This window comes from uncultured Amnibacterium sp., assembly GCF_964245895.1.
Taxonomy (GTDB): Bacteria; Actinomycetota; Actinomycetes; order Actinomycetales; family Microbacteriaceae; genus Amnibacterium.
Genome location: NZ_CAXTOQ010000001.1, coordinates 40,510 through 56,490, shown reverse-complemented (window position 1 = coordinate 56,490; position 15,981 = coordinate 40,510). Strand labels below are relative to the sequence as shown.

Below are 15,981 nucleotides of genomic sequence, written 5' to 3'. Positions count from 1 at the left end.
TCACGCCGTCCGGGCGACTCGCAGGTGGTTCTCAGCAAGCGGGGTTCGGAGCCCACAGCGCCCAGGGGGGATGCGGGATGCTTCCGCCGTGGGGCTCGATCCGGAGAACGCCTCGGCGCTCGAGTGCGCGGACGACGCGTTCCTCGTCGCCCGTGCCCGCGACGGCGACGTCCGCGCGTTCGGTCTGCTCCTGCGCCGGCACGACCGCACGCTGCACGGCTACGTCGGCCGCCTGACGCGGAACGCCGCCGACACCGACGACGTGCTGCAGGAGACGGCGCTCATCGCCTGGCGCCGGCTCGACACGATCGCCGAGCCCGCGAAGGTCCGCGCGTGGCTGATCCGGATCGCGACCCGGGAGGCCCTGCGGGTGGTGACGGCCCGGCCGGCGCACGTCGAGCTGCCGGACGAGTCGGCGCTCGCCGCCCGCGGCGACCAGGAGCCGCAGCGGGTCGACCTGCAGCAGGATCTGCGCGCCGCGCTCGACGCCCTCCCTCAGCAACAGGCGCGATGCTGGGTCCTCCGCGAGCTGGGCGGCTACACCTACGCCGAGATCGGGGAGCACCTCGCCATCCCGGAGAGCACCGTCCGGGGCGCCCTGGCGGCCGCGCGGAAGAGCATCCTGGCCCGGATGGGAGGGCACCGATGAGCGATCCGGCCGCCGTCCTGCGCCTGGAGCCCGAGGACCTCGACGGGCACACGGTCGACGAGCTGACGGACTACCTCGAGGCGGGGTGCGAGCCCGCCGATCCGTCGATCGACCGTTCGCCCGCCTGCCGGCTCGCGCTCGCCGCGCTGCAGCGCCTGCGGGACGTCGCGGGGTCGTACCTGGAGGAGGGCGACGCCGGCGCGTCGGGCGGGCGCGACTGGATCGGCGCCGTGCTGGCCGCGCTGCCCGTCGACACCCGGGCCGGCCGGCGCTTCCCGATCACCGTCGAGGATCCGCGCGTCGACGCCGTCGTGACGGAGGCCGCGATCCGCGGGCTCATCCGCTCGATCGGCGACGAGGTGCCCGGCCTGCTCGTCGGCGCGGTGCGGATCGGGATCGGCGACCCCGCGCCGCTGTCCGTCGACGTCGCCCTGGTCCACGGCGCCGGGCTGCCCGCCGCTGTCGCCGCTTTCCGGCGCTCGCTGCACCGCGCCCTGCCGGACCACCTGCCGTTCGCCGTCGGGACGATCGACGTGGACGTCGTGCAGCTGATCGCCTCGCCGGCGAACGGCCGAGGCCGATGACCGCCGCGTCCGCCGAGCAGGCCGACCGGCTGACACGCGCGATCGCCGCGGTCGACGGCGTCGAGGCGGTCTTCCCGGACCGCGCCGCCGCCGCCGTGGTGCGCGCCGTCGTCTCCCGGGGCGCGGCGGGGGACCGCGGGAGCGTCCGCGTCGAGGTCGACGGCGACACGGTGCGGATCGTGGCCCGCCTCGCCGTCGCGAGGTCGGTCCCCTCCAGCAGGGTCGTCGCGGACGTCACCGCGGCGGTGGCGGCCGCGCTCGGATCCGAGGGGTTCGCGCTCGAGCTCGAGGTCGCCGCGATCGACTGAGGGGCGCTGCGCCGCCCCCGCGCGCAGAATGGACCGGTGGTCGACGTCGAACGCGAGCTGAACTGGGCCGGCACCTACGGGTACCTCGCGAAGCGCATCGTCCGGCCGGAGTCGCTGGAGGAGGCGGCCGAGCTGGTCGCCGCGAGCGACCACGTCCGGCCGCTCGGCACCCGGCACTCCTTCAACGACGTCGCCGACGGGCCCGGCCTGCTCGTCGACCTCACCGGGCTGCCGACGCAGGTGGAGGTCGCGGCCGACCGCCGCACCGCGACGGTGTCCGCCGGCTCGCGCTACGGCGTCGTCGCGGTCGAGCTGGAGCGCCAGGGACTGGCCCTGCACAACATGGGCTCGCTGCCGCACATCTCGGTCGGCGGCGCCACCGCCACGGCGACCCACGGCTCGGGGCTCGGGCTGGGCGCGCTCTCCTCCGCCGTCGCCGCGGTCGAGATCATCGGCCCGACCGGCGCGCTGCGCACGGTGCGGCGCGGCGACGCGGACTTCGACGGCAGCGTGGTGGCGCTCGGCGCGCTCGGGATCGCCGCCCGCCTGACGCTCGACGTGCAGCCCTCCTACCGGATGCGGCAGGACGCCTACGCCGACCTGCCGTGGGACGTGTTCCTCGACCACCTGCCGGAGGTGTTCGGCGCCGCGTACAGCGTGTGCCTCTTCACGGAGTGGGACGGCCGCGTGCGCGAGGTGCTGCTGAAGACCCGGGTGCCGGCCGGCGCGGACGATGTCCCGGTGCCGGACGACCTGCTCGGCGCCCGGCGGCTGCCTCCGCGCGCGCCGTCGGACTGGTCGACGCCGGTCGACGGCACCGTCGGCGCGTGGTGCGACCGCCTGCCGCACTTCCTGATCAGCGGGACGCCGTCGAACGGCTCCGAGATCCAGAGCGAGCACTTCGTCCCGTTCGGCCGGGGAGCGGCGGCGCTCGACGCGGTCGCGGCCCTCGGCGACCGCATCCGCCCGCACCTGCACACGGCGGAGCTGCGGACGGTGTCCGGCGACTCCCAGTGGCTGAGCCCGACGCAGGGTGAGGACGTGCTGTGCATCGCCTTCACGTGGCGCAAGCATCCGGAGCAGGTGGCCGCGCTGGTCGTGGCGGTGGAGGAGGCCCTCGCGCCGTTCGGCCAGCGGCCGCACTGGGGCAAGATGTCGTCGCTCGGCGGCGACGCGATCGCCGCGCTGTACCCGCGGCTGCCGGAGTTCCGGGACCTGCTCGACCGCGAGGATCCCGACGGCGTGTTCCGCGGCCCGTTCCTCGAGCGCATCGTGCGGCCCTGACCGACGCCCACAGGCGCCGGACAGCGCGCACGCAGCCCGCCGCAGGTGCGGCTTGTACGGTGCGGGCTCCGGCCGCGGGCCTCCGCGCGCCGGCCGCACCGACAGAAGCGAGACCCCGATGGCCCGCCTCCTCCGGCTCCTGCCGATCATCATCCCGATCGCGACCCGGCTGCTGCGCAACCCGAAGGTGCGCGCGCGCCTCGGCCTGAAGCCGACCGACGGGTCCTCCAGCACCCGCTGAGCGCGCTGCTCCCTCCGCGTCTGCTGCGACCTCGGGCCGCCCGCGCGCCCCGGTCCTACCCTCCGGTCATGAGCGACGCTGCTGCCTCCGGTCCGTACCGTGTCTCCGTCCTCGCGGACGTGTGGGTCTCCGATCCGAGACGGCTGGACGGAGCGGACGAGCCGCGGCTCGCCGACGCCCTCGCGGGCCTGATCCGCGGGCATGCGTGGGAGGCGGGCCTCGAGATCATCGACCCCGAGTCCGTCCGCGTCCGGGTCGAGCGCAGCGGCGCCTGATTCCGCAACCTCCTCCGCGGCCGGGCGGCTGGGAAGTCAAGCCCCCGGTACGGAACCGGCTCCTGCCAGGAGGGGCTCCGTACCGTCGCCGCCACCCTCCGGCAGATCGTCGGACGGAGGAGGGGACCCCATGTTCTTCCACAAGCAGGAGCTGCAGTACACGGCGAAGCCGTCGAAGCCCGACGCGGTGTACGCGCGGCGCATGCAGGAGATCCTCGGCGGCCAGTACGGCGAGATCACCGTCGCGATGCAGTACTCGTTCCAGGCCTGGAACTCGCACCTCCCCGGCAAGTACCGGGACCTGCTGTTCGGCATCGCGGCGGAGGAGTTCAGCCACGTCGAGATGATCGCCGTGATGATCGCCCAGCTGCTCGAGAAGCTGCCCGTCGAGCAGTCGGAGGCGGCGATCAACGCCGACCCCACGGTGGGCGCGATCCTCGGCGGGACCGACGTGCAGGCGGCGATCGTCGCGGGCGCCGGCGTCCGGCCGGTGGACAGCAACGGCAACCCGTGGCAGGCCTCGTACATCACGGCGAGCGGCAACCTGCTCGCCGACTTCACCGCCAACGCGAACGCGGAGATGCAGGGCCGCGTGCAGGTGGCGCGGATCTACGAGATGACCGACGACAAGGGCGTCCGCGACATGCTCTCGTTCCTCATCGCGCGCGACACCGTGCACCAGCAGCAATGGACCGCCGCGGCGGAGGAGCTGCGGGCGGAGAAGATCGAGGACTTCCCGGTCCCCAGCAACTTCCCGCGATCGAACGAGAACTCCGACGTCGAGTACCAGTTCATCAACTTCTCCGACGGTGCCGCCGCGAAGGAGGGCTCGTGGGCGAACGGCCGGACGCCGGACGGCGTCGGCACCTTCTCCTACGAGGACGCGCCATACCCGAAGAAGACCGCCGCTTTCCCGCCCCCCACCCAGCCGGACCCGCGGCTGTTCGGCACGTCGACGAAGCCGAACCTGCTCGAGAAGGCCGAGGGCGTCGTCAAGGACACGGTCTCCAAGAAGTAGCGCCGGCGCCGCTGGTCCACCGCACACCATCGAAAGGTCGTTCATGTCAGAACGGAACACGTTCCTCCGCAGCCTCCACGACGTGGGGGTCGCCGCCTGGTTCGGCGGCAGCCTGATGGGCGCCGTCGGCCTGAACGGCGGCGCCGCCGCTGCGAAGGACCCGACCGAGCGCCTCCGCGTCTCCTCGATCGGCTGGGCGAAGTGGACGCCCGTCCAGCTCGCCGCGATCGCCGTGCACGGCGTCGGCGGCATCGGGCTCATCATCACGAACCGCGGGCGGCTCGCCGTCCAGGGCGAGGCCCGCACCAACTCGGTCGTCAAGACGCTCGTGACCGCGGCGGCCGGTGCCGCCAGCATCATGGGCGGACTCGCCGGCGCGGCGATCCTCAAGCACTCCGACGAGGGCGCTCCCGGCGTCACGGAGCCGGGCGCGGACGCCTCGAAGCAGCTGAAGTCCGCCCAGCGGGTGGAGCAGCTGACCCAGTGGGCGATCCCGGTGCTCACCGGCGTGCTCATCGTGCTCGGCGCCCAGCAGGGCGAGCAGCAGCGTCCCGCCGCCGGGTGGGCCCGCCAGGTCGGGGCGAAGGCCAAGGGCCTCGTCGGCCGGTAGCGGCGCGACCTCATCGGGGCGGACGGGGACGACCCCTGCCCGCCCCGATCTACGCCGTCGCGCGTCCGCGCCCCGCAGTGCCACGTTCGGGCGTCGATTGCAACCCCCTCCGCTTCCCGCCTCGGGCGCGGAGACTCGGCCCATGCCTGGGCCGCTGCCCTCCGAGCCCGATGAGCCGTCGGCGATCGCGCCCCCGCTGCTCATCGAGCCGGACTGCCTGGCCTGCGGCGCGCCCCTGCAGCCGGTGACGCTGCGCTCCGAGTCCGCCGTCCTGCGCTGCCCGGCCTGCGGGCTCGTCGAGATCTGACCGCCCCGGATGCCGTCCCGTCGGGCACGGATCGCGTCCCGTGGCAACCCGTGGTCGCTGCGGATCCCCATGCCTACGGTCGACGCATGCAGCACCTCACCGTCGCCGACAAATCCGTCCTGATCGGCGACGCGATCGCGGACGCGCTCGTCCGCTACGCGGCGTCGCTGGGCCGCACGAACAGCGCCGACGACCTCGCGATCCAGGCCATCGGCGTCGACGGCGAGGAGGTGCGCCTGCTCCTCCTGCTGAACTCCGGCGTGACGCTGGTCGCCGAGAGCACCGAGTCCGTGCTGCCCGAACCGGACAACGCCGCCGCCCTCGCGTACATCGACCGCCGGATGGCTGCGTTCGAGCTTCCGACGAACGCGGACTGAGCGCGGCCCGCAGCCCGCGCTCCAGGCGGGACGGCGCTGAGGATCGACTGCGCGTCCCGGATCGCCCCTGCGCTTCTCGGACATCCGGCCGTATGGTCGGGAGGTCGGGAGGTCGCTGTGGGCACGCTTTCGTACGGGCACGCGATCGTCGAGTTCGACGACCGCACGCTGTCGCACCTGCAGATCGTCATCATGCAGAAGTTCCGGCGCGGGGAGTCCTTCCCGATGTCCTGGATCGACTCCATCGCCATCGGCGACGGCCGCAGCGCGTGGTGGCTCACGCCGTCGAACCCGGTCTTCTTCAAGTTCGACGGCTCGCGCGTGCCGGCCGTCGATCAGGCCTGGGTGGATCGGCTCACCCGATCGGCGGAGAGCCCGAGGGGCCTCGTCGTGACGGACGTCGACGGCGGCCTCATCGCGGCGACCGGGGCGAACCACCGGCCCGTCGCGGCGCACCACGCCGTGCGCTGAGCGCGGAGGCCGACGCCTCCGCTGGCACGGGTCGCACCCCGGTCGCTCGTCTCCCGAGCAGACGATGTCGTTCTGCGCCACCCGTAGCGCCGAACCCCTTCCCTCTGCCACCCTGCGTGCTCCAGTCCACACGTTCGGGAGCACCCATGTCCTACGCGCAGACCGAATCGCACCCGCGTTCGACGGGGACGATCCTCCTGCTGCCGTTCCTCGCGATCGCGGCCGCGCTGTCGGCGCTCGGCCTGCTGTCGACCACCTCGCTCGTCAGCAGCTGGTTCACCAGCAGTCCCCGCGCGGACTGGACCCCGCACCTGTCCGTCTTCACCGCGGTGTGGACGCTGGTGTACTGCGCCGATGCGCTGGCCGGCTGGCTGCTGCTGCGGGCCCGCCGCACGTCGTCCGCGTCGGGAGCGCCGCTGATCGCCTACTGGGTGCAGCTGGTGCTGCAGGCGGTGTGGCTGCTGGCGTTCATGGCGCAGGCGGCGGTGGGCGGCACATGGCTGTGGGCGGTGTTCGGCGTCATCGTCCTGCTCGACGTCGTCACCGCTGCGGCGGCGATCTCCGCGTGGCGCGTGTCGCGCGCGGCCTCGGTGCTGCTCGTCGCCGTGCTCGCCTGGCTGCTGTTCGGCACCGTGCTGTCCGGCGCCGACACGCTGCTGCAGGTCGGCCTGCCGTAGCCGCCGAGGTCGATGCACGCTCGCGCCGCAGTGACCTTCGCGCGGTAGCAGTGACCTTCGCGCGGTAGCAGTGACCTCCGCGCGGTAGGTCTGCCTACGGCGCGGAGGTCGGAGCATCGCGCGACGTGGTGGGAGCACCGCGCGACGACTCCGCCGCGGCTCATCGCCCGCCGGGCTCAGCCCGCCGCCGTCTCCTCGAAGTACTTCTCGAACGTGGCGTCGTCGATGAACCACACCGACGTCTTGGCCTGGACGCCCGTGACCACGAGCCAGTCGCCGGGCATCGCGCCGTGCTCGACGCCCATGACCTCCAGCTCGATGTACCCGGTCAGGTCGGATCAGCCCTTGTACTCGGTGCGGGGGCGCACCGGCCAGTCGGGAGCGACCACGCCCGTCCAGGTCACGATCCGCTCGACCCCAGCGGTGGTGCCGTCGAACTGCATGGCCTCAACCTGCCGGGGTCGCATCCGGTAGCGCTTCACGTCCGGAGCCTACGGACGCCCTCGCGGCGCAGCCCTGGGAGCATCCCGCCGGCGCCGTCCCACCTGCCGCTGCGGCGCTCGGGGGCGAAGGCCTCGTCCGCCCACACCTCGGTGTCCGCCCAGGCCTCGGCGAGCGCTCCCGCGCGCACGGGGTAGCCCGCCTCCACCCGGATCCAGAACCCCGCGGCCACGAGTTCCGAGATCGCCGCCCCGCACCGCTGCGCGAGCCGCTCGGCGTCGCGGCAGCCGATGCGGCCCTCGCCGCGGCCACCGATGGCGGCGATCAGGCCGAGCGTGTGCAGCAGGATCGCCTCAGGGCTCGGCAGCCGCGATCCGGTGCTGCGCGTCCCGCCCGCCCGCGCCCCGTCGTGCTGCGAACCGAACCTCCCCATCGCTGCTCCGGTCCTGGTCCTCGGCGGGCGCCGCCCTCGGGCGCCGACATCTGGCACCCGGTGCCGGGAGCGACGCTGCCCGGTCCGCGATCCGACGGCAACGCCTCCCGGCGGATCCTCAGGATCGCGACACGCGGGCGGCGCCGCGCGACCGGCGGTCGGGCCGTCGGCGGGGGCGCGGAGCCTTCCCTCAGCCGGGCCGGGGATGCTGCGACGGTGAGAGCCGTGATCCTCATCGCCTACTGGGTCATGGCGGTGTGGCTGATCGTCGCGGCGATCATCCGCTTCGTGCTGCTGACGAGCGAGCACCTCCCGCTCGATCCCCTGCCCTTCGTCAGCGGCGCGCTCGGCCTCGCCGCGATCGGCGGCCTCGTCGCCCACCAGCGCATCGACGCCCGACGCGACGGCCGCCGGTAGCCCGCCCGGGTCCGCCGGTGCGGCCATCGGGGCGCGGGCGCCGCGATCGGCGGCGCACCATCGACGTCGCGCGGTAGTCGGGACCTTCGCGCGGTAGGTCTGCCGACCGCGCGAAGGTGCAGGTACCGCGCGACGCGGTGGCGCTACCGCGCGACGCGGCGGGCGACGTGCTGCTCGACGAGGTCGCAGATCGTGGACTCGGCGTCGGCACCGGCGATCTGCGCGGCGAGCCGTGCCGCCGCGGCACGGAAGGCGTCGTCGCGGCGCACCCGCTCGACGGCCGCCAGGATCTCGGCGGAGGACGGGCGGCTGCTGCGCAGATCGATGCCGGCCCCGCTCCACGCCACCCGGGCAGCGGTCTCGACGTCGGTCTCGAGCGTGCCGGCCACGACGACCGGGATGCCGTGGCGCAGCGCGTGCTGGGTGTGCAGGTAGTCGCCGTCCGAAACGACGACCGTGCGCTGCGGCAGCAGCCGGGACCACGGCATCCGGTCGTCGAAGTGCACGTTGACCGGGATCGGACCGGGGAACGCGCGGGCCACGGCCGTCCGGCTCACCCCGGCGACGATCACCGTGCTGCTCGTGTAGGCGAAGGCCCGCAGCGTCGGCACGACCAGGTCCTGCACCGCGGCCGCCGACCCGGCGCGGACGGCCACCACCGGCGGTTCCGTGACCGGGTCCCACCAGTCCGGCACCGGCTCCATCGACGGCGGGTGCAGCGGCCCGACGAACCGGAAGTTGGCCGGCAGGTCGGCGCGCGGGTACTCGAAGCGGGGGACCGTCAGCTGCGCCCACACGTCCCCGAACCTGGGGGAGGCGCGGAGGTCCCCGGTCACCGGCACCCCGAACGTCCGCTCCACTTCCGCGTTGAACGACCGCGACAGCCGGGCCATCGGCCGCGCGGCGAGCAGCTCGAAGGCGGCGGCGCGGACCCGGTCGGCGCCGTCGTCGGAGGGGGCGAAGCCCATCCCGTACGGCGGGACCCTGGGGTCGGGGATCCACGGCGCCGAGAAGCCCAGCATGATCACCGCCGGTCGCGTCGCCCGCGGACGCGCGGCGAGCATGGAGCCGCCGACGAACAGCCCGTCCGTCACGACCGCGTCGACCGCCGCGTCGCGCACGACCCTCTCGACCACCCGCCACTGGCCCGGGACCGGCTCGATCACGTTCCGCTGCACGCGCACGTACAGCTGGTGGGCTCGCCGCGCAATCGGCGGGAGCCCGCGCTCGAGGTCCGGCATCGGCGGCTCCGGCACCGGGTGCACCTCGAACCCGAGCCGGCGGTAGGGCGCGGCTCCCGGCTCCGAGGTGACCACGGAGACGCGGTGGCCACGCGCGCGGAGGGCCTCCGCGACGCTGACGGCGTGCTCCGCCGCGCCGAGTCCGGCGAGCGTCGACACGATCACGGATGCCACGCGAGCAGTGTCGTCCGTGCCTCTGTGGATCCCGGGCGAGCCCTGCGGTTCCCGGACGGGCGTCCGCGCGACGCCGCGGGCGTCAGGACGGCAGCGGAGCGAGCACGATCCCGGCGACGGCGAGCAGGCCGCCGAGGGTCCGCGGCCAGATCCGCCGTCCTCGCCGGAGGGCCGTCGCGCGCCTCCATCCGAGGGCTTGAGCAGGATAGAACGGCGTCAGCAGGACTACTCGCGCCGGATCGTCCTGCTGACCGCGTTCTGTCCTGCTGTCGGCCTGGGGCGTGGGACGCGAGCGGGACTCGGGGAGTCCCACCGCCGCCCGTCGAACGACTCGCTGCGCCGCGCGCCGCACCGACGGAATGGTCTGCTCGCGCGATGATCGCGCAGCCGGGAACGCGGAACCTGCGCTGAGAGGTGGGCCGTCATGCTGGGACGTCGACGCGAGAACGTCGTGAGCCACGACGCGGTGCTGGCCGCGGCGACCGAGATCATCCAGGCCGAGGGGCCGATCGCGGTGACCCTCGATCGGCTCGCGCGGGCGCTCGACGTGCGCGCGCAGCAGCTGGAGGTGGACGTCCCGGCGGTCGTCGCGGAGGCGTACCGGGCGCTGAGCGTCGCGGAGCTCGGCGCGGTGCGCCGCGCGGTCCTGGCGAACCCGTCGCCCGCCGAGCAGATGCGGGCGCTGCTGAACTGGCTGGCCACGCCGCCGGAGGACAGCGACGGCATCCGCCTGGAGGCGTGGGCGCTGGCCCGGCACAACCCCGCGCTGCGGCAGGCGGTCAAGGACGGCGAGACGGCGTGGCACGGGCTGGTCGCCTCGGTCGTCCGGCGGGGCGCCCGCAGCAACGACTTCCTCCAGGCCGACGCCGACGAGATCGCGGCGCACCTGATCTCGCTCGTCGACGGCATCAACGCGTACCAGACGATCGGCTACCGGTCGGACTTCGACCGCATGGTGCTGCTCACCCGGGTCGTGCAGGCGGAGCTCGGGCTGGCCTGGGGCCCCGACCTGGCGGAGGCGCTCGCCTGATCGGGCGGGTCAGGAGCCGTCGGCCGCCGGGGCGAGCTTCCGGCGCATGGTCGCCGTGCTCTCCCGCCACACCGCTGCGTCGAGCCGCACGACCACGACGGTGGCGTCCAGCCGCGCGGTCCTGACCGGCACGCGGTCGGCGCGGGCGAGCCGGCGTACCCCGGCACGCACCTCGCTCGCGAGTGCGTCGTCGGGGACGACGCGCACGCACTGCTCCTCGGACCGGGCGGTCGCCCACATCCGCTGCGCCAGCTGCTCGGCCTCGGCGGTCATCCCGCCAGTGTCCTCTGCGGGGGCCCCGAGCGACTGACGGGGCGCGGCAGGTCGCCCCCGGTGTCGCGGGAGGCCCCCGCAGCGCACCGGTTCAGCGCACGCGCCGGATGGGCAGGATCAGCACCGCGCCGAGCAGTCCGGCGAAGGCGCCGAGCAGGAACAGCGCCGAGTAGTTCGGGCCGGCTCCGCCGATCGCGAGCACCGCGGGCGCGATCAGCGGCACGACCGCGAAGGTGAGCGTGTTCGCCAGGTTCATGATGCCGAGGTCCTTGGCGGGGTTCTTCGGATCCGGCAGCACCTGCGTGACCAGCGCGACGTCGACCGCGAAGTAGACGCCCTGACCGAGCCCCACCACCGCGGTCGCGAGCAGGAACGCCGGGAACGAGGTCGAGAGGGCCGCCAGCACGAGGCCGACGCCGAACACGACCGCGGAGACCGCGACGAACGGCTTGCGGCGGCCGACCACGTCCGAGATCTTCGCCGCGACCGGCGCGGTGACCAGCGCGACGCCGGTGAGCACGAGCGTCGTCAGGAACACCGCTCCCGCGACGCTCCTCTCGTCGAACCCGAGCCTCGTCAGCAGGTAGAACACCTGGTAGGCCTGCAGCGCGGAGACGCCGAAGTAGATGAGGAACCGGCTGAACCAGGTCCAGGCGAAGTTCGGGTGCGTGCGGGGGCTGACCCAGAACGTGGTGCCGACCTGGATCCAGCCGAAGTGCGGGCGCTCCTCCGCGAGCAGCCTCCGGTCCGTCAGGCGCCACGCGAACAGCAGCGGGCCGACCACGGCGAACACCGCGGGCAGCACGATCTGCATCGTCAGGCCCGCGGGCGCCGCCGTGAACCCGACGAACAGGCCGAGCAGCGCGCCGACCGGCAGGCTGAGACCGACGATGGACGAGATCGGGCCGCGCCGGCCCGGCTCGACCTGGTCCGCGATCGTGGAGGTGACCGCGACGAGGACCGCGCTGTAGCCGACCGCGGTGAAGAGGTCGCCCACGATCAGCACTGGGACGTTCCCGGCGACGACCAGCAGGACGGCGCCGATCGCGAACAGCACGGATCCGACGAGCAGGAACGGCCGCCGCCTGCCGAGGGCGCTGGTCGTGCGGTCGCTCAGGCGGCCGAGCACCGGGAAGGCGATGAGGCCGGCGATGCCGGCCAGGCCGGCCACGATCGACAGGATCGACGTCGCGTTCGCGGGGTCGATCTCGGTGGCCTTCAGCGTGATGGTCAGCACAGCGGGGGTCAGGCTGCCCATGCCGGCGCCGATCGCCGCGAACGCGGCGAAGAAGAGGTACCCGCCGCGCGGGTTCGGCCAGCCGCCCACCGGGGCGTCGGACTCGGCCGGCGGCACCTCCGCGAGGCCGCCGATGGGGTTCGTGGGGATGGACATGTCGCTCCTTCGCGTCACGTGCTCTCGGCGATCTGCCGCTGCCGGCCTCGATGCTGCGCCGCTGCGGCGCGTCGACCGACCGGCGCGTCGCAGCGGGTGGTCCTACGTGGTGACGAAGGTCCGCCGCACCTCGGCGGGCAGGCCCTCCTCGGTGGCGGTGGGGCCGTCGGCCGGCGGGAACGACTCCGTCATCGACGGCGGCAGGCCGCCGTTCCGGTAGAAGTTGTTCGAGCCCTGCGCTGGCGTCCAGGTCTGCGCCTCCCAGTCCGGCACGTAGTTGCGGTACCCGCCGGTGTTCATCTCGATCCGCATCGTGGAGGGGTCGCGGAAGTAGAGGAAGTTCTGCTCGCCGATGCCGTGGATGGAGGGGCCGTACTCCATCGGCACCCCGTTCTCGATCAGCACGTCGGCCGCCTGGAACAGGTCCTCGCGCTGGTCGACCCAGAACGCGTAGTGGTTGATGCGGCCGCCGCGGCTCGACCGGTCGGCGAGCACGCCGAGGTCGTGGGACTTCTCGTTCGTGGTCACCACGCTGAAGATCGACTGCGGGCCCATCGGCGGGATGATCGTGCGGGCCATCAGCCGGAACCCGAGGACCTCGCTGTACCAGGCCGCGAACGCGTCGACGTCGGAGGCGGCCACGGTCACGTGGTCCAGCTGGCGGGGGGCGCCGATGTGGCGGCTGCGCCGCGCGGGACGGTCCGGGTAGACCGAGGCCTGGTCGCCGGTGCCGTGGAAGTGCTCGGCGTCCCAGTGCAGGGTCATCGAGTGGCCGAAGGGGCCGGTGAAGGTGAACGCGCGGCCGACGGCGTGCAGCTCGGCCCACGTGCCTGTGACGCCGGCGTCCTCGACCGCCTTCGCCGCCGCCTCCAGCGCCTCCGCGCTCGACGCGCGCCAGGCCATCGTCGCGAGCGACGCCTCGGGCCCCGGGGAGATCACGAGGCTGTAGCGGTAGTAGTCGCCCCAGCAGCGCAGGTAGACGTCCTCGCCGATGCGGTCGGTGACGGTCAGCCCCACCTGCTCCTCGTAGAAGCGCACGGACGCCGCCACATCGGGCGCCGTGAGCGTCACGAAGGAGAGGTGGGAGAGCAGCTTGATCATCGTCGATCCTTCCGCGACCGTCGGGGGACGTCGCGATGTCACTGTGACGACCGGCCGGGGCTGGGGGAAGGTTCGATCGAGTATCCCGGCCATTCACCGCAGTTATGGTGCGGAGTCCGGCGCGAAGCCCGTCAGCGAGGCGTGAGCATCCCGGCGAGCACGAGCTCGGCGTAGCGGCGCGCCTGCTCCTCGTCGTCCGGCACGCCGCCGATCAGCAGCGCGAGGTCCGCGCTCGTCAGGTCGGCGCGGACGGCTCCTGCTTCGACCGCCGCGCGGAGCACCAGCTCGACGGCGCCGACGACCCGGGCTTCCACGCCGCCCGCCGGGAAGGGGCCGGACAGCTCCGTGACGCGCGCGCCGAGCGTCGCCGCGGTCGCCTTCACCGTGCGATCCGCGGCGTGCATCACCGCGATCCGCCGCACCAGGTCCGCCAGCGTCCCCCCGGCGTCGGCGCCGTCCGCCACCCGCTGCGCCGCCCCCTCCGCGAGCGTCGCCCAGTCGCCCAGCCCGTCGGCGATCACCGCCTCGAGCAGCGCCGCCTTGGTGGGGTGGTGCCGGTACAGCGTGCCCACCGCGACGCCGGCCTCCCCGGCGATCTCGTCCATCGACACGTCGGCCCCGCGGCGTCGCACCAGGGCGCGCGCGGCCTCCAGGATCCGCGCGTTGTTGCGCTCGGCGTCGGCTCGCACGGCCCTCCCTCGTCGCTGCGATCGTAGTTGCATGAAGATGAACTGTGGTTCATGATGACCTGAACCAGCGTTCATCTTCGAGAGGGAGGTCGCCGGATGCCCGTCGACACGCATCAGCACGTCGCCCTGGTCACGGGCGCCTCGTCCGGCATCGGGCTCGCCACCGCGCTCCGGCTGCAGCAGGCGGGCCTCGTCGTGTACGGCGCAGCGCGGCGGGTCGACCGCATGCAGCAGCTGACGGACGCGGGCGTCCACGTCGTCGCGATGGACGTGACCGACGACGCGTCCGCGACGGCGGGCGTGGAGCGCGTCCTCGCGGAGCACGGCCGCATCGACGTCCTGGTCAACAACGCCGGCTACGGGTCCTACGGCGCCGTCGAGGACGTGCCGATCGACGAGGCCAGGCGGCAGTTCGAGGTCAACGTGTTCGGCGCCGCCCGGCTCGCCCAGCTCGTGCTGCCGGGCATGCGCGCGCGCCGCAGCGGGACGATCGTGAACATCAGCTCGATGGGCGGCCGGATCACCACCCCGTTCGGCGCCTGGTACCACGGCACGAAGTTCGCCCTCGAGGCGGTCAGCGACTGCCTCCGGCTCGAGACGGCCCCGTTCGGCATCGACGTCGTCGTGGTCGAGCCCGGCGGGATCCGCACGGAGTGGAGCGGGATCGCCGCCGAGCACCTCCGCGCGACCTCCGGCCGCGGCGCCTACGCCGAGCGCGCGAACGCGGTGGCGACGTCGTTCGACTCCGAGACCATGGCGAGGCGGTCGTCGCCGCCCGAGCTCATCGCCGCCACGATCGCGCGAGCCGTCACCGCTCGGCGGCCGCGGACCCGCTACGCCGTCGGCTTCGGCGCGAAGCCGCTGATCGCGCTGCGGCGACTGCTTCCCGACCGCGCGTGGGACGCGCTGATCCTCCGCGCGACGGCCTGAGGAGCACCCCGACCCCCCACGGGGCCCTCCGCTGCTGGATCCCCGATGCGCAGCGACGGATCAGCAGCGGAGGGCCCCGCGAGCAGGCCGGCGGGCTCAGTCGCGGTCGCGCGGGCGGGGGCGGGCCGGGGCGATGACGGGCTTCGGCAGGCCCTCGACCACCCGGTTGCGGATCGTGCCGATCCCCTCGACCGTCATCTCGACCACGTCCCCGGGCTGCAGCGGCGGCGGGACGCGCTCGCCGCGCCGCCCCCACAGCTCCGCCAGGCAGCCGCCGTTGCCGCAGGTGCCCGAGCCGAGCACGTCGCCGGGCCGGACCCAGGTGCCGACGGAGGCGTACGCGACCAGCTCGGACAGCGGCCAGCCGATGTTCGACAGCAGGTCGCGGCCGATCTCCACCTCGTTGACGCGTACCGAGAGGTGGAGGCGCAGGAAGCCCTCGGCGTCGTGCCGGTCCTCGAACTCGTCGGCGGTCACGATCCACGGCCCTAGCGTGGTGGCGGAGTCCTTGCCCTTCGCAGGCCCCAGGTTCACCGCCATCTCCCGCCGCTGCAGGTCGCGGGCCGACCAGTCGTTCATGATCGTGTACCCGAAGATCGCCTCGTGCGCCGCCTGCGGCGCGAGGTCGTGGCCGGTCTCGCCGACCACGACACCGACCTCGAGCTCGTAGTCCAGCTGCTGCGACCCGGGCGGCACGAACACGTCGTCCTCCGTCGCCACGACCGCATAGGGGTTCGTGAAGTAGAACGTCGGCGCCTCGTACCACGCGGGGGCCGGGCCGCTGCCGACGCCGGCGCGCATCCCCTCCACGTGCTCCTCGAACGCGACGAAGTCGCGGATCGTCGGCGGCTCGATCGGCGCGCGCAGCCGCACCAGATCGAGCGGCACGGAGGGGGTGGCGGCCGCGACCGCCGCACCCACCCCGAGCGCCGCGGGCAGGCCGCCGCGGACGAGGTCGAGCATGGTCGTCCCGGCGTCGAACAGGTGCACGCCGTCGTCGAGCACGACGCCGACGCGGTCGGCTCCCTCGTGGCGCACCGTCGCGAGCCGCACGTCAG

At 73.9% G+C, this 15,981-nt stretch carries 23 protein-coding genes; 15 read left to right on the top strand and 8 right to left on the bottom strand.

The features are described from left to right. The first annotated feature begins 88 nt into the window (after nt 1-88). The 12 genes from ACFE60_RS00365 (at nt 89) to ACFE60_RS00310 (ending at nt 6,801) form a co-directional block, all read left to right on the top strand. The gene (locus ACFE60_RS00365) at nt 89-649 is read left to right on the top strand and encodes an RNA polymerase sigma factor (RefSeq protein WP_375386841.1); all 561 of its coding nucleotides are present in this window, start codon (nt 89-91) and stop codon (nt 647-649) included. Next, a complete protein-coding gene (locus tag ACFE60_RS00360; protein WP_375386840.1) occupies nt 646-1,233 on the top strand; it encodes a hypothetical protein in 588 nt (195 codons plus the stop codon). The genes ACFE60_RS00365 and ACFE60_RS00360 overlap by 4 nt, the downstream gene beginning before the upstream one ends. After that, on the top strand, nt 1,230-1,541 hold the full coding sequence (locus ACFE60_RS00355; protein ID WP_375386839.1) for a hypothetical protein: 312 nt from the start codon (nt 1,230-1,232) through the stop codon (nt 1,539-1,541). The genes ACFE60_RS00360 and ACFE60_RS00355 overlap by 4 nt, the downstream gene beginning before the upstream one ends. Nucleotides 1,542-1,577: 36 nt before the next feature. Next, the gene (locus ACFE60_RS00350; protein WP_375386838.1) at nt 1,578-2,825 is read left to right on the top strand and encodes an FAD-binding protein; all 1,248 of its coding nucleotides are present in this window, start codon (nt 1,578-1,580) and stop codon (nt 2,823-2,825) included. A 118-nt stretch (nt 2,826-2,943) separates the two neighbouring features. Continuing rightward, complete coding sequence (locus ACFE60_RS00345) at nt 2,944-3,066, top strand: hypothetical protein (protein ID WP_375386837.1); 123 nt, start codon at nt 2,944-2,946, stop codon at nt 3,064-3,066. Nucleotides 3,067-3,134: 68 nt separating this feature from the next. Further along, nucleotides 3,135-3,341, top strand: a complete 207-nt coding sequence (locus ACFE60_RS00340; RefSeq protein WP_375386836.1) for a hypothetical protein — start codon at nt 3,135-3,137, stop codon at nt 3,339-3,341. A 130-nt stretch (nt 3,342-3,471) separates the two neighbouring features. Beyond that, the gene (locus tag ACFE60_RS00335) at nt 3,472-4,359 is read left to right on the top strand and encodes a manganese catalase family protein (protein WP_375386835.1); all 888 of its coding nucleotides are present in this window, start codon (nt 3,472-3,474) and stop codon (nt 4,357-4,359) included. A 43-nt stretch (nt 4,360-4,402) separates the two neighbouring features. After that, nucleotides 4,403-4,969 carry a hypothetical protein gene (locus ACFE60_RS00330; RefSeq protein ID WP_375386834.1) on the top strand — a complete coding sequence of 189 codons (567 nt, stop codon included), beginning with the start codon at nt 4,403-4,405 and terminating at the stop codon, nt 4,967-4,969. Between the two features lie 142 nt (nt 4,970-5,111). Continuing rightward, nucleotides 5,112-5,276: a hypothetical protein gene (locus ACFE60_RS00325; RefSeq protein WP_375386833.1), complete on the top strand. Its 165-nt coding sequence runs from the start codon at nt 5,112-5,114 to the stop codon at nt 5,274-5,276. A gap of 86 nt (nt 5,277-5,362) precedes the next feature. After that, the gene (locus ACFE60_RS00320) at nt 5,363-5,653 is read left to right on the top strand and encodes a hypothetical protein (protein ID WP_375386832.1); all 291 of its coding nucleotides are present in this window, start codon (nt 5,363-5,365) and stop codon (nt 5,651-5,653) included. Between the two features lie 117 nt (nt 5,654-5,770). After that, complete coding sequence (locus ACFE60_RS00315) at nt 5,771-6,124, top strand: ATP-dependent DNA ligase (protein ID WP_375386831.1); 354 nt, start codon at nt 5,771-5,773, stop codon at nt 6,122-6,124. A gap of 146 nt (nt 6,125-6,270) precedes the next feature. Beyond that, complete coding sequence (locus tag ACFE60_RS00310) at nt 6,271-6,801, top strand: TspO/MBR family protein (protein WP_375386830.1); 531 nt, start codon at nt 6,271-6,273, stop codon at nt 6,799-6,801. Nucleotides 6,802-6,977: 176 nt separating this feature from the next. On the opposite strand, the gene ACFE60_RS00305 is transcribed toward ACFE60_RS00310, so the two are convergent. Both ACFE60_RS00305 and ACFE60_RS00300 read right to left on the bottom strand, forming a co-directional pair. Beyond that, the gene (locus tag ACFE60_RS00305) at nt 6,978-7,106 is read right to left on the bottom strand and encodes a hypothetical protein (protein WP_375386829.1); all 129 of its coding nucleotides are present in this window, start codon (nt 7,104-7,106) and stop codon (nt 6,978-6,980) included. Between the two features lie 173 nt (nt 7,107-7,279). Continuing rightward, on the bottom strand, nt 7,280-7,675 hold the full coding sequence (locus tag ACFE60_RS00300) for a hypothetical protein (RefSeq protein ID WP_375386828.1): 396 nt from the start codon (nt 7,673-7,675) through the stop codon (nt 7,280-7,282). 225 nt (nt 7,676-7,900) lie between these two features. Here ACFE60_RS00300 and ACFE60_RS00295 point away from each other — a divergent pair, with 225 nt between their 5' ends. Beyond that, nucleotides 7,901-8,092, top strand: a complete 192-nt coding sequence (locus ACFE60_RS00295; RefSeq protein WP_375386827.1) for a hypothetical protein — start codon at nt 7,901-7,903, stop codon at nt 8,090-8,092. A gap of 143 nt (nt 8,093-8,235) precedes the next feature. Here the strand turns inward: ACFE60_RS00295 and ACFE60_RS00290 are convergent, their stop codons facing one another. Beyond that, nucleotides 8,236-9,507 (bottom strand): glycosyltransferase, encoded by a 1,272-nt coding sequence (locus ACFE60_RS00290; RefSeq protein WP_375386826.1) that lies wholly within the window; start codon nt 9,505-9,507, stop codon nt 8,236-8,238. A 424-nt stretch (nt 9,508-9,931) separates the two neighbouring features. Between ACFE60_RS00290 and ACFE60_RS00285 the strand changes: the two genes are divergently transcribed. Further along, the gene (locus tag ACFE60_RS00285) at nt 9,932-10,537 is read left to right on the top strand and encodes a TetR family transcriptional regulator C-terminal domain-containing protein (protein WP_375386825.1); all 606 of its coding nucleotides are present in this window, start codon (nt 9,932-9,934) and stop codon (nt 10,535-10,537) included. A gap of 9 nt (nt 10,538-10,546) precedes the next feature. Here the strand turns inward: ACFE60_RS00285 and ACFE60_RS00280 are convergent, their stop codons facing one another. From ACFE60_RS00280 to ACFE60_RS00265, 4 genes are all read right to left on the bottom strand, one after another. Beyond that, nucleotides 10,547-10,810 (bottom strand): hypothetical protein, encoded by a 264-nt coding sequence (locus ACFE60_RS00280; RefSeq protein ID WP_375386824.1) that lies wholly within the window; start codon nt 10,808-10,810, stop codon nt 10,547-10,549. Nucleotides 10,811-10,901: 91 nt separating this feature from the next. Continuing rightward, nucleotides 10,902-12,203 (bottom strand): MFS transporter, encoded by a 1,302-nt coding sequence (locus ACFE60_RS00275; protein ID WP_375386823.1) that lies wholly within the window; start codon nt 12,201-12,203, stop codon nt 10,902-10,904. Between the two features lie 102 nt (nt 12,204-12,305). Beyond that, entirely contained in the window at nt 12,306-13,304 is a 999-nt protein-coding gene (locus ACFE60_RS00270) for a VOC family protein (protein ID WP_375386822.1), read from the bottom strand. Nucleotides 13,305-13,435: 131 nt separating this feature from the next. Continuing rightward, nucleotides 13,436-13,993: a TetR/AcrR family transcriptional regulator gene (locus ACFE60_RS00265; protein WP_375386821.1), complete on the bottom strand. Its 558-nt coding sequence runs from the start codon at nt 13,991-13,993 to the stop codon at nt 13,436-13,438. 96 nt (nt 13,994-14,089) lie between these two features. Here ACFE60_RS00265 and ACFE60_RS00260 point away from each other — a divergent pair, with 96 nt between their 5' ends. Continuing rightward, the gene (locus ACFE60_RS00260; protein ID WP_375386820.1) at nt 14,090-14,923 is read left to right on the top strand and encodes an oxidoreductase; all 834 of its coding nucleotides are present in this window, start codon (nt 14,090-14,092) and stop codon (nt 14,921-14,923) included. A 96-nt stretch (nt 14,924-15,019) separates the two neighbouring features. On the opposite strand, the gene ACFE60_RS00255 is transcribed toward ACFE60_RS00260, so the two are convergent. After that, the gene (locus ACFE60_RS00255; protein ID WP_375386819.1) at nt 15,020-15,976 is read right to left on the bottom strand and encodes a fumarylacetoacetate hydrolase family protein; all 957 of its coding nucleotides are present in this window, start codon (nt 15,974-15,976) and stop codon (nt 15,020-15,022) included. Nucleotides 15,977-15,981: the final 5 nt, after the last annotated feature.

Bases quoted from the DNA above. Each gene is read 5' to 3' on its own strand.
- ACFE60_RS00325 (WP_375386833.1), top strand. From the start codon at position 5,112: ATGCCTGGGCCGCTGCCCTCCGAGCCCGATGAGCCGTCGGCGATCGCG.
- ACFE60_RS00340 (WP_375386836.1), top strand. From the start codon at position 3,135: ATGAGCGACGCTGCTGCCTCCGGTCCGTACCGTGTCTCCGTCCTCGCG.
- ACFE60_RS00300 (WP_375386828.1), bottom strand. From the start codon at position 7,675: ATGGGGAGGTTCGGTTCGCAGCACGACGGGGCGCGGGCGGGCGGGACG.
- ACFE60_RS00280 (WP_375386824.1), bottom strand. From the start codon at position 10,810: ATGACCGCCGAGGCCGAGCAGCTGGCGCAGCGGATGTGGGCGACCGCC.
- ACFE60_RS00360 (WP_375386840.1), top strand. From the start codon at position 646: ATGAGCGATCCGGCCGCCGTCCTGCGCCTGGAGCCCGAGGACCTCGAC.
- ACFE60_RS00285 (WP_375386825.1), top strand. From the start codon at position 9,932: ATGCTGGGACGTCGACGCGAGAACGTCGTGAGCCACGACGCGGTGCTG.
- ACFE60_RS00320 (WP_375386832.1), top strand. From the start codon at position 5,363: ATGCAGCACCTCACCGTCGCCGACAAATCCGTCCTGATCGGCGACGCG.
- ACFE60_RS00270 (WP_375386822.1), bottom strand. From the start codon at position 13,304: ATGATCAAGCTGCTCTCCCACCTCTCCTTCGTGACGCTCACGGCGCCC.
- ACFE60_RS00275 (WP_375386823.1), bottom strand. From the start codon at position 12,203: ATGTCCATCCCCACGAACCCCATCGGCGGCCTCGCGGAGGTGCCGCCG.
- ACFE60_RS00345 (WP_375386837.1), top strand. From the start codon at position 2,944: ATGGCCCGCCTCCTCCGGCTCCTGCCGATCATCATCCCGATCGCGACC.
- ACFE60_RS00335 (WP_375386835.1), top strand. From the start codon at position 3,472: ATGTTCTTCCACAAGCAGGAGCTGCAGTACACGGCGAAGCCGTCGAAG.
- ACFE60_RS00330 (WP_375386834.1), top strand. From the start codon at position 4,403: ATGTCAGAACGGAACACGTTCCTCCGCAGCCTCCACGACGTGGGGGTC.
- ACFE60_RS00310 (WP_375386830.1), top strand. From the start codon at position 6,271: ATGTCCTACGCGCAGACCGAATCGCACCCGCGTTCGACGGGGACGATC.
- ACFE60_RS00305 (WP_375386829.1), bottom strand. From the start codon at position 7,106: ATGGGCGTCGAGCACGGCGCGATGCCCGGCGACTGGCTCGTGGTCACG.
- ACFE60_RS00260 (WP_375386820.1), top strand. From the start codon at position 14,090: ATGCCCGTCGACACGCATCAGCACGTCGCCCTGGTCACGGGCGCCTCG.
- ACFE60_RS00355 (WP_375386839.1), top strand. From the start codon at position 1,230: ATGACCGCCGCGTCCGCCGAGCAGGCCGACCGGCTGACACGCGCGATC.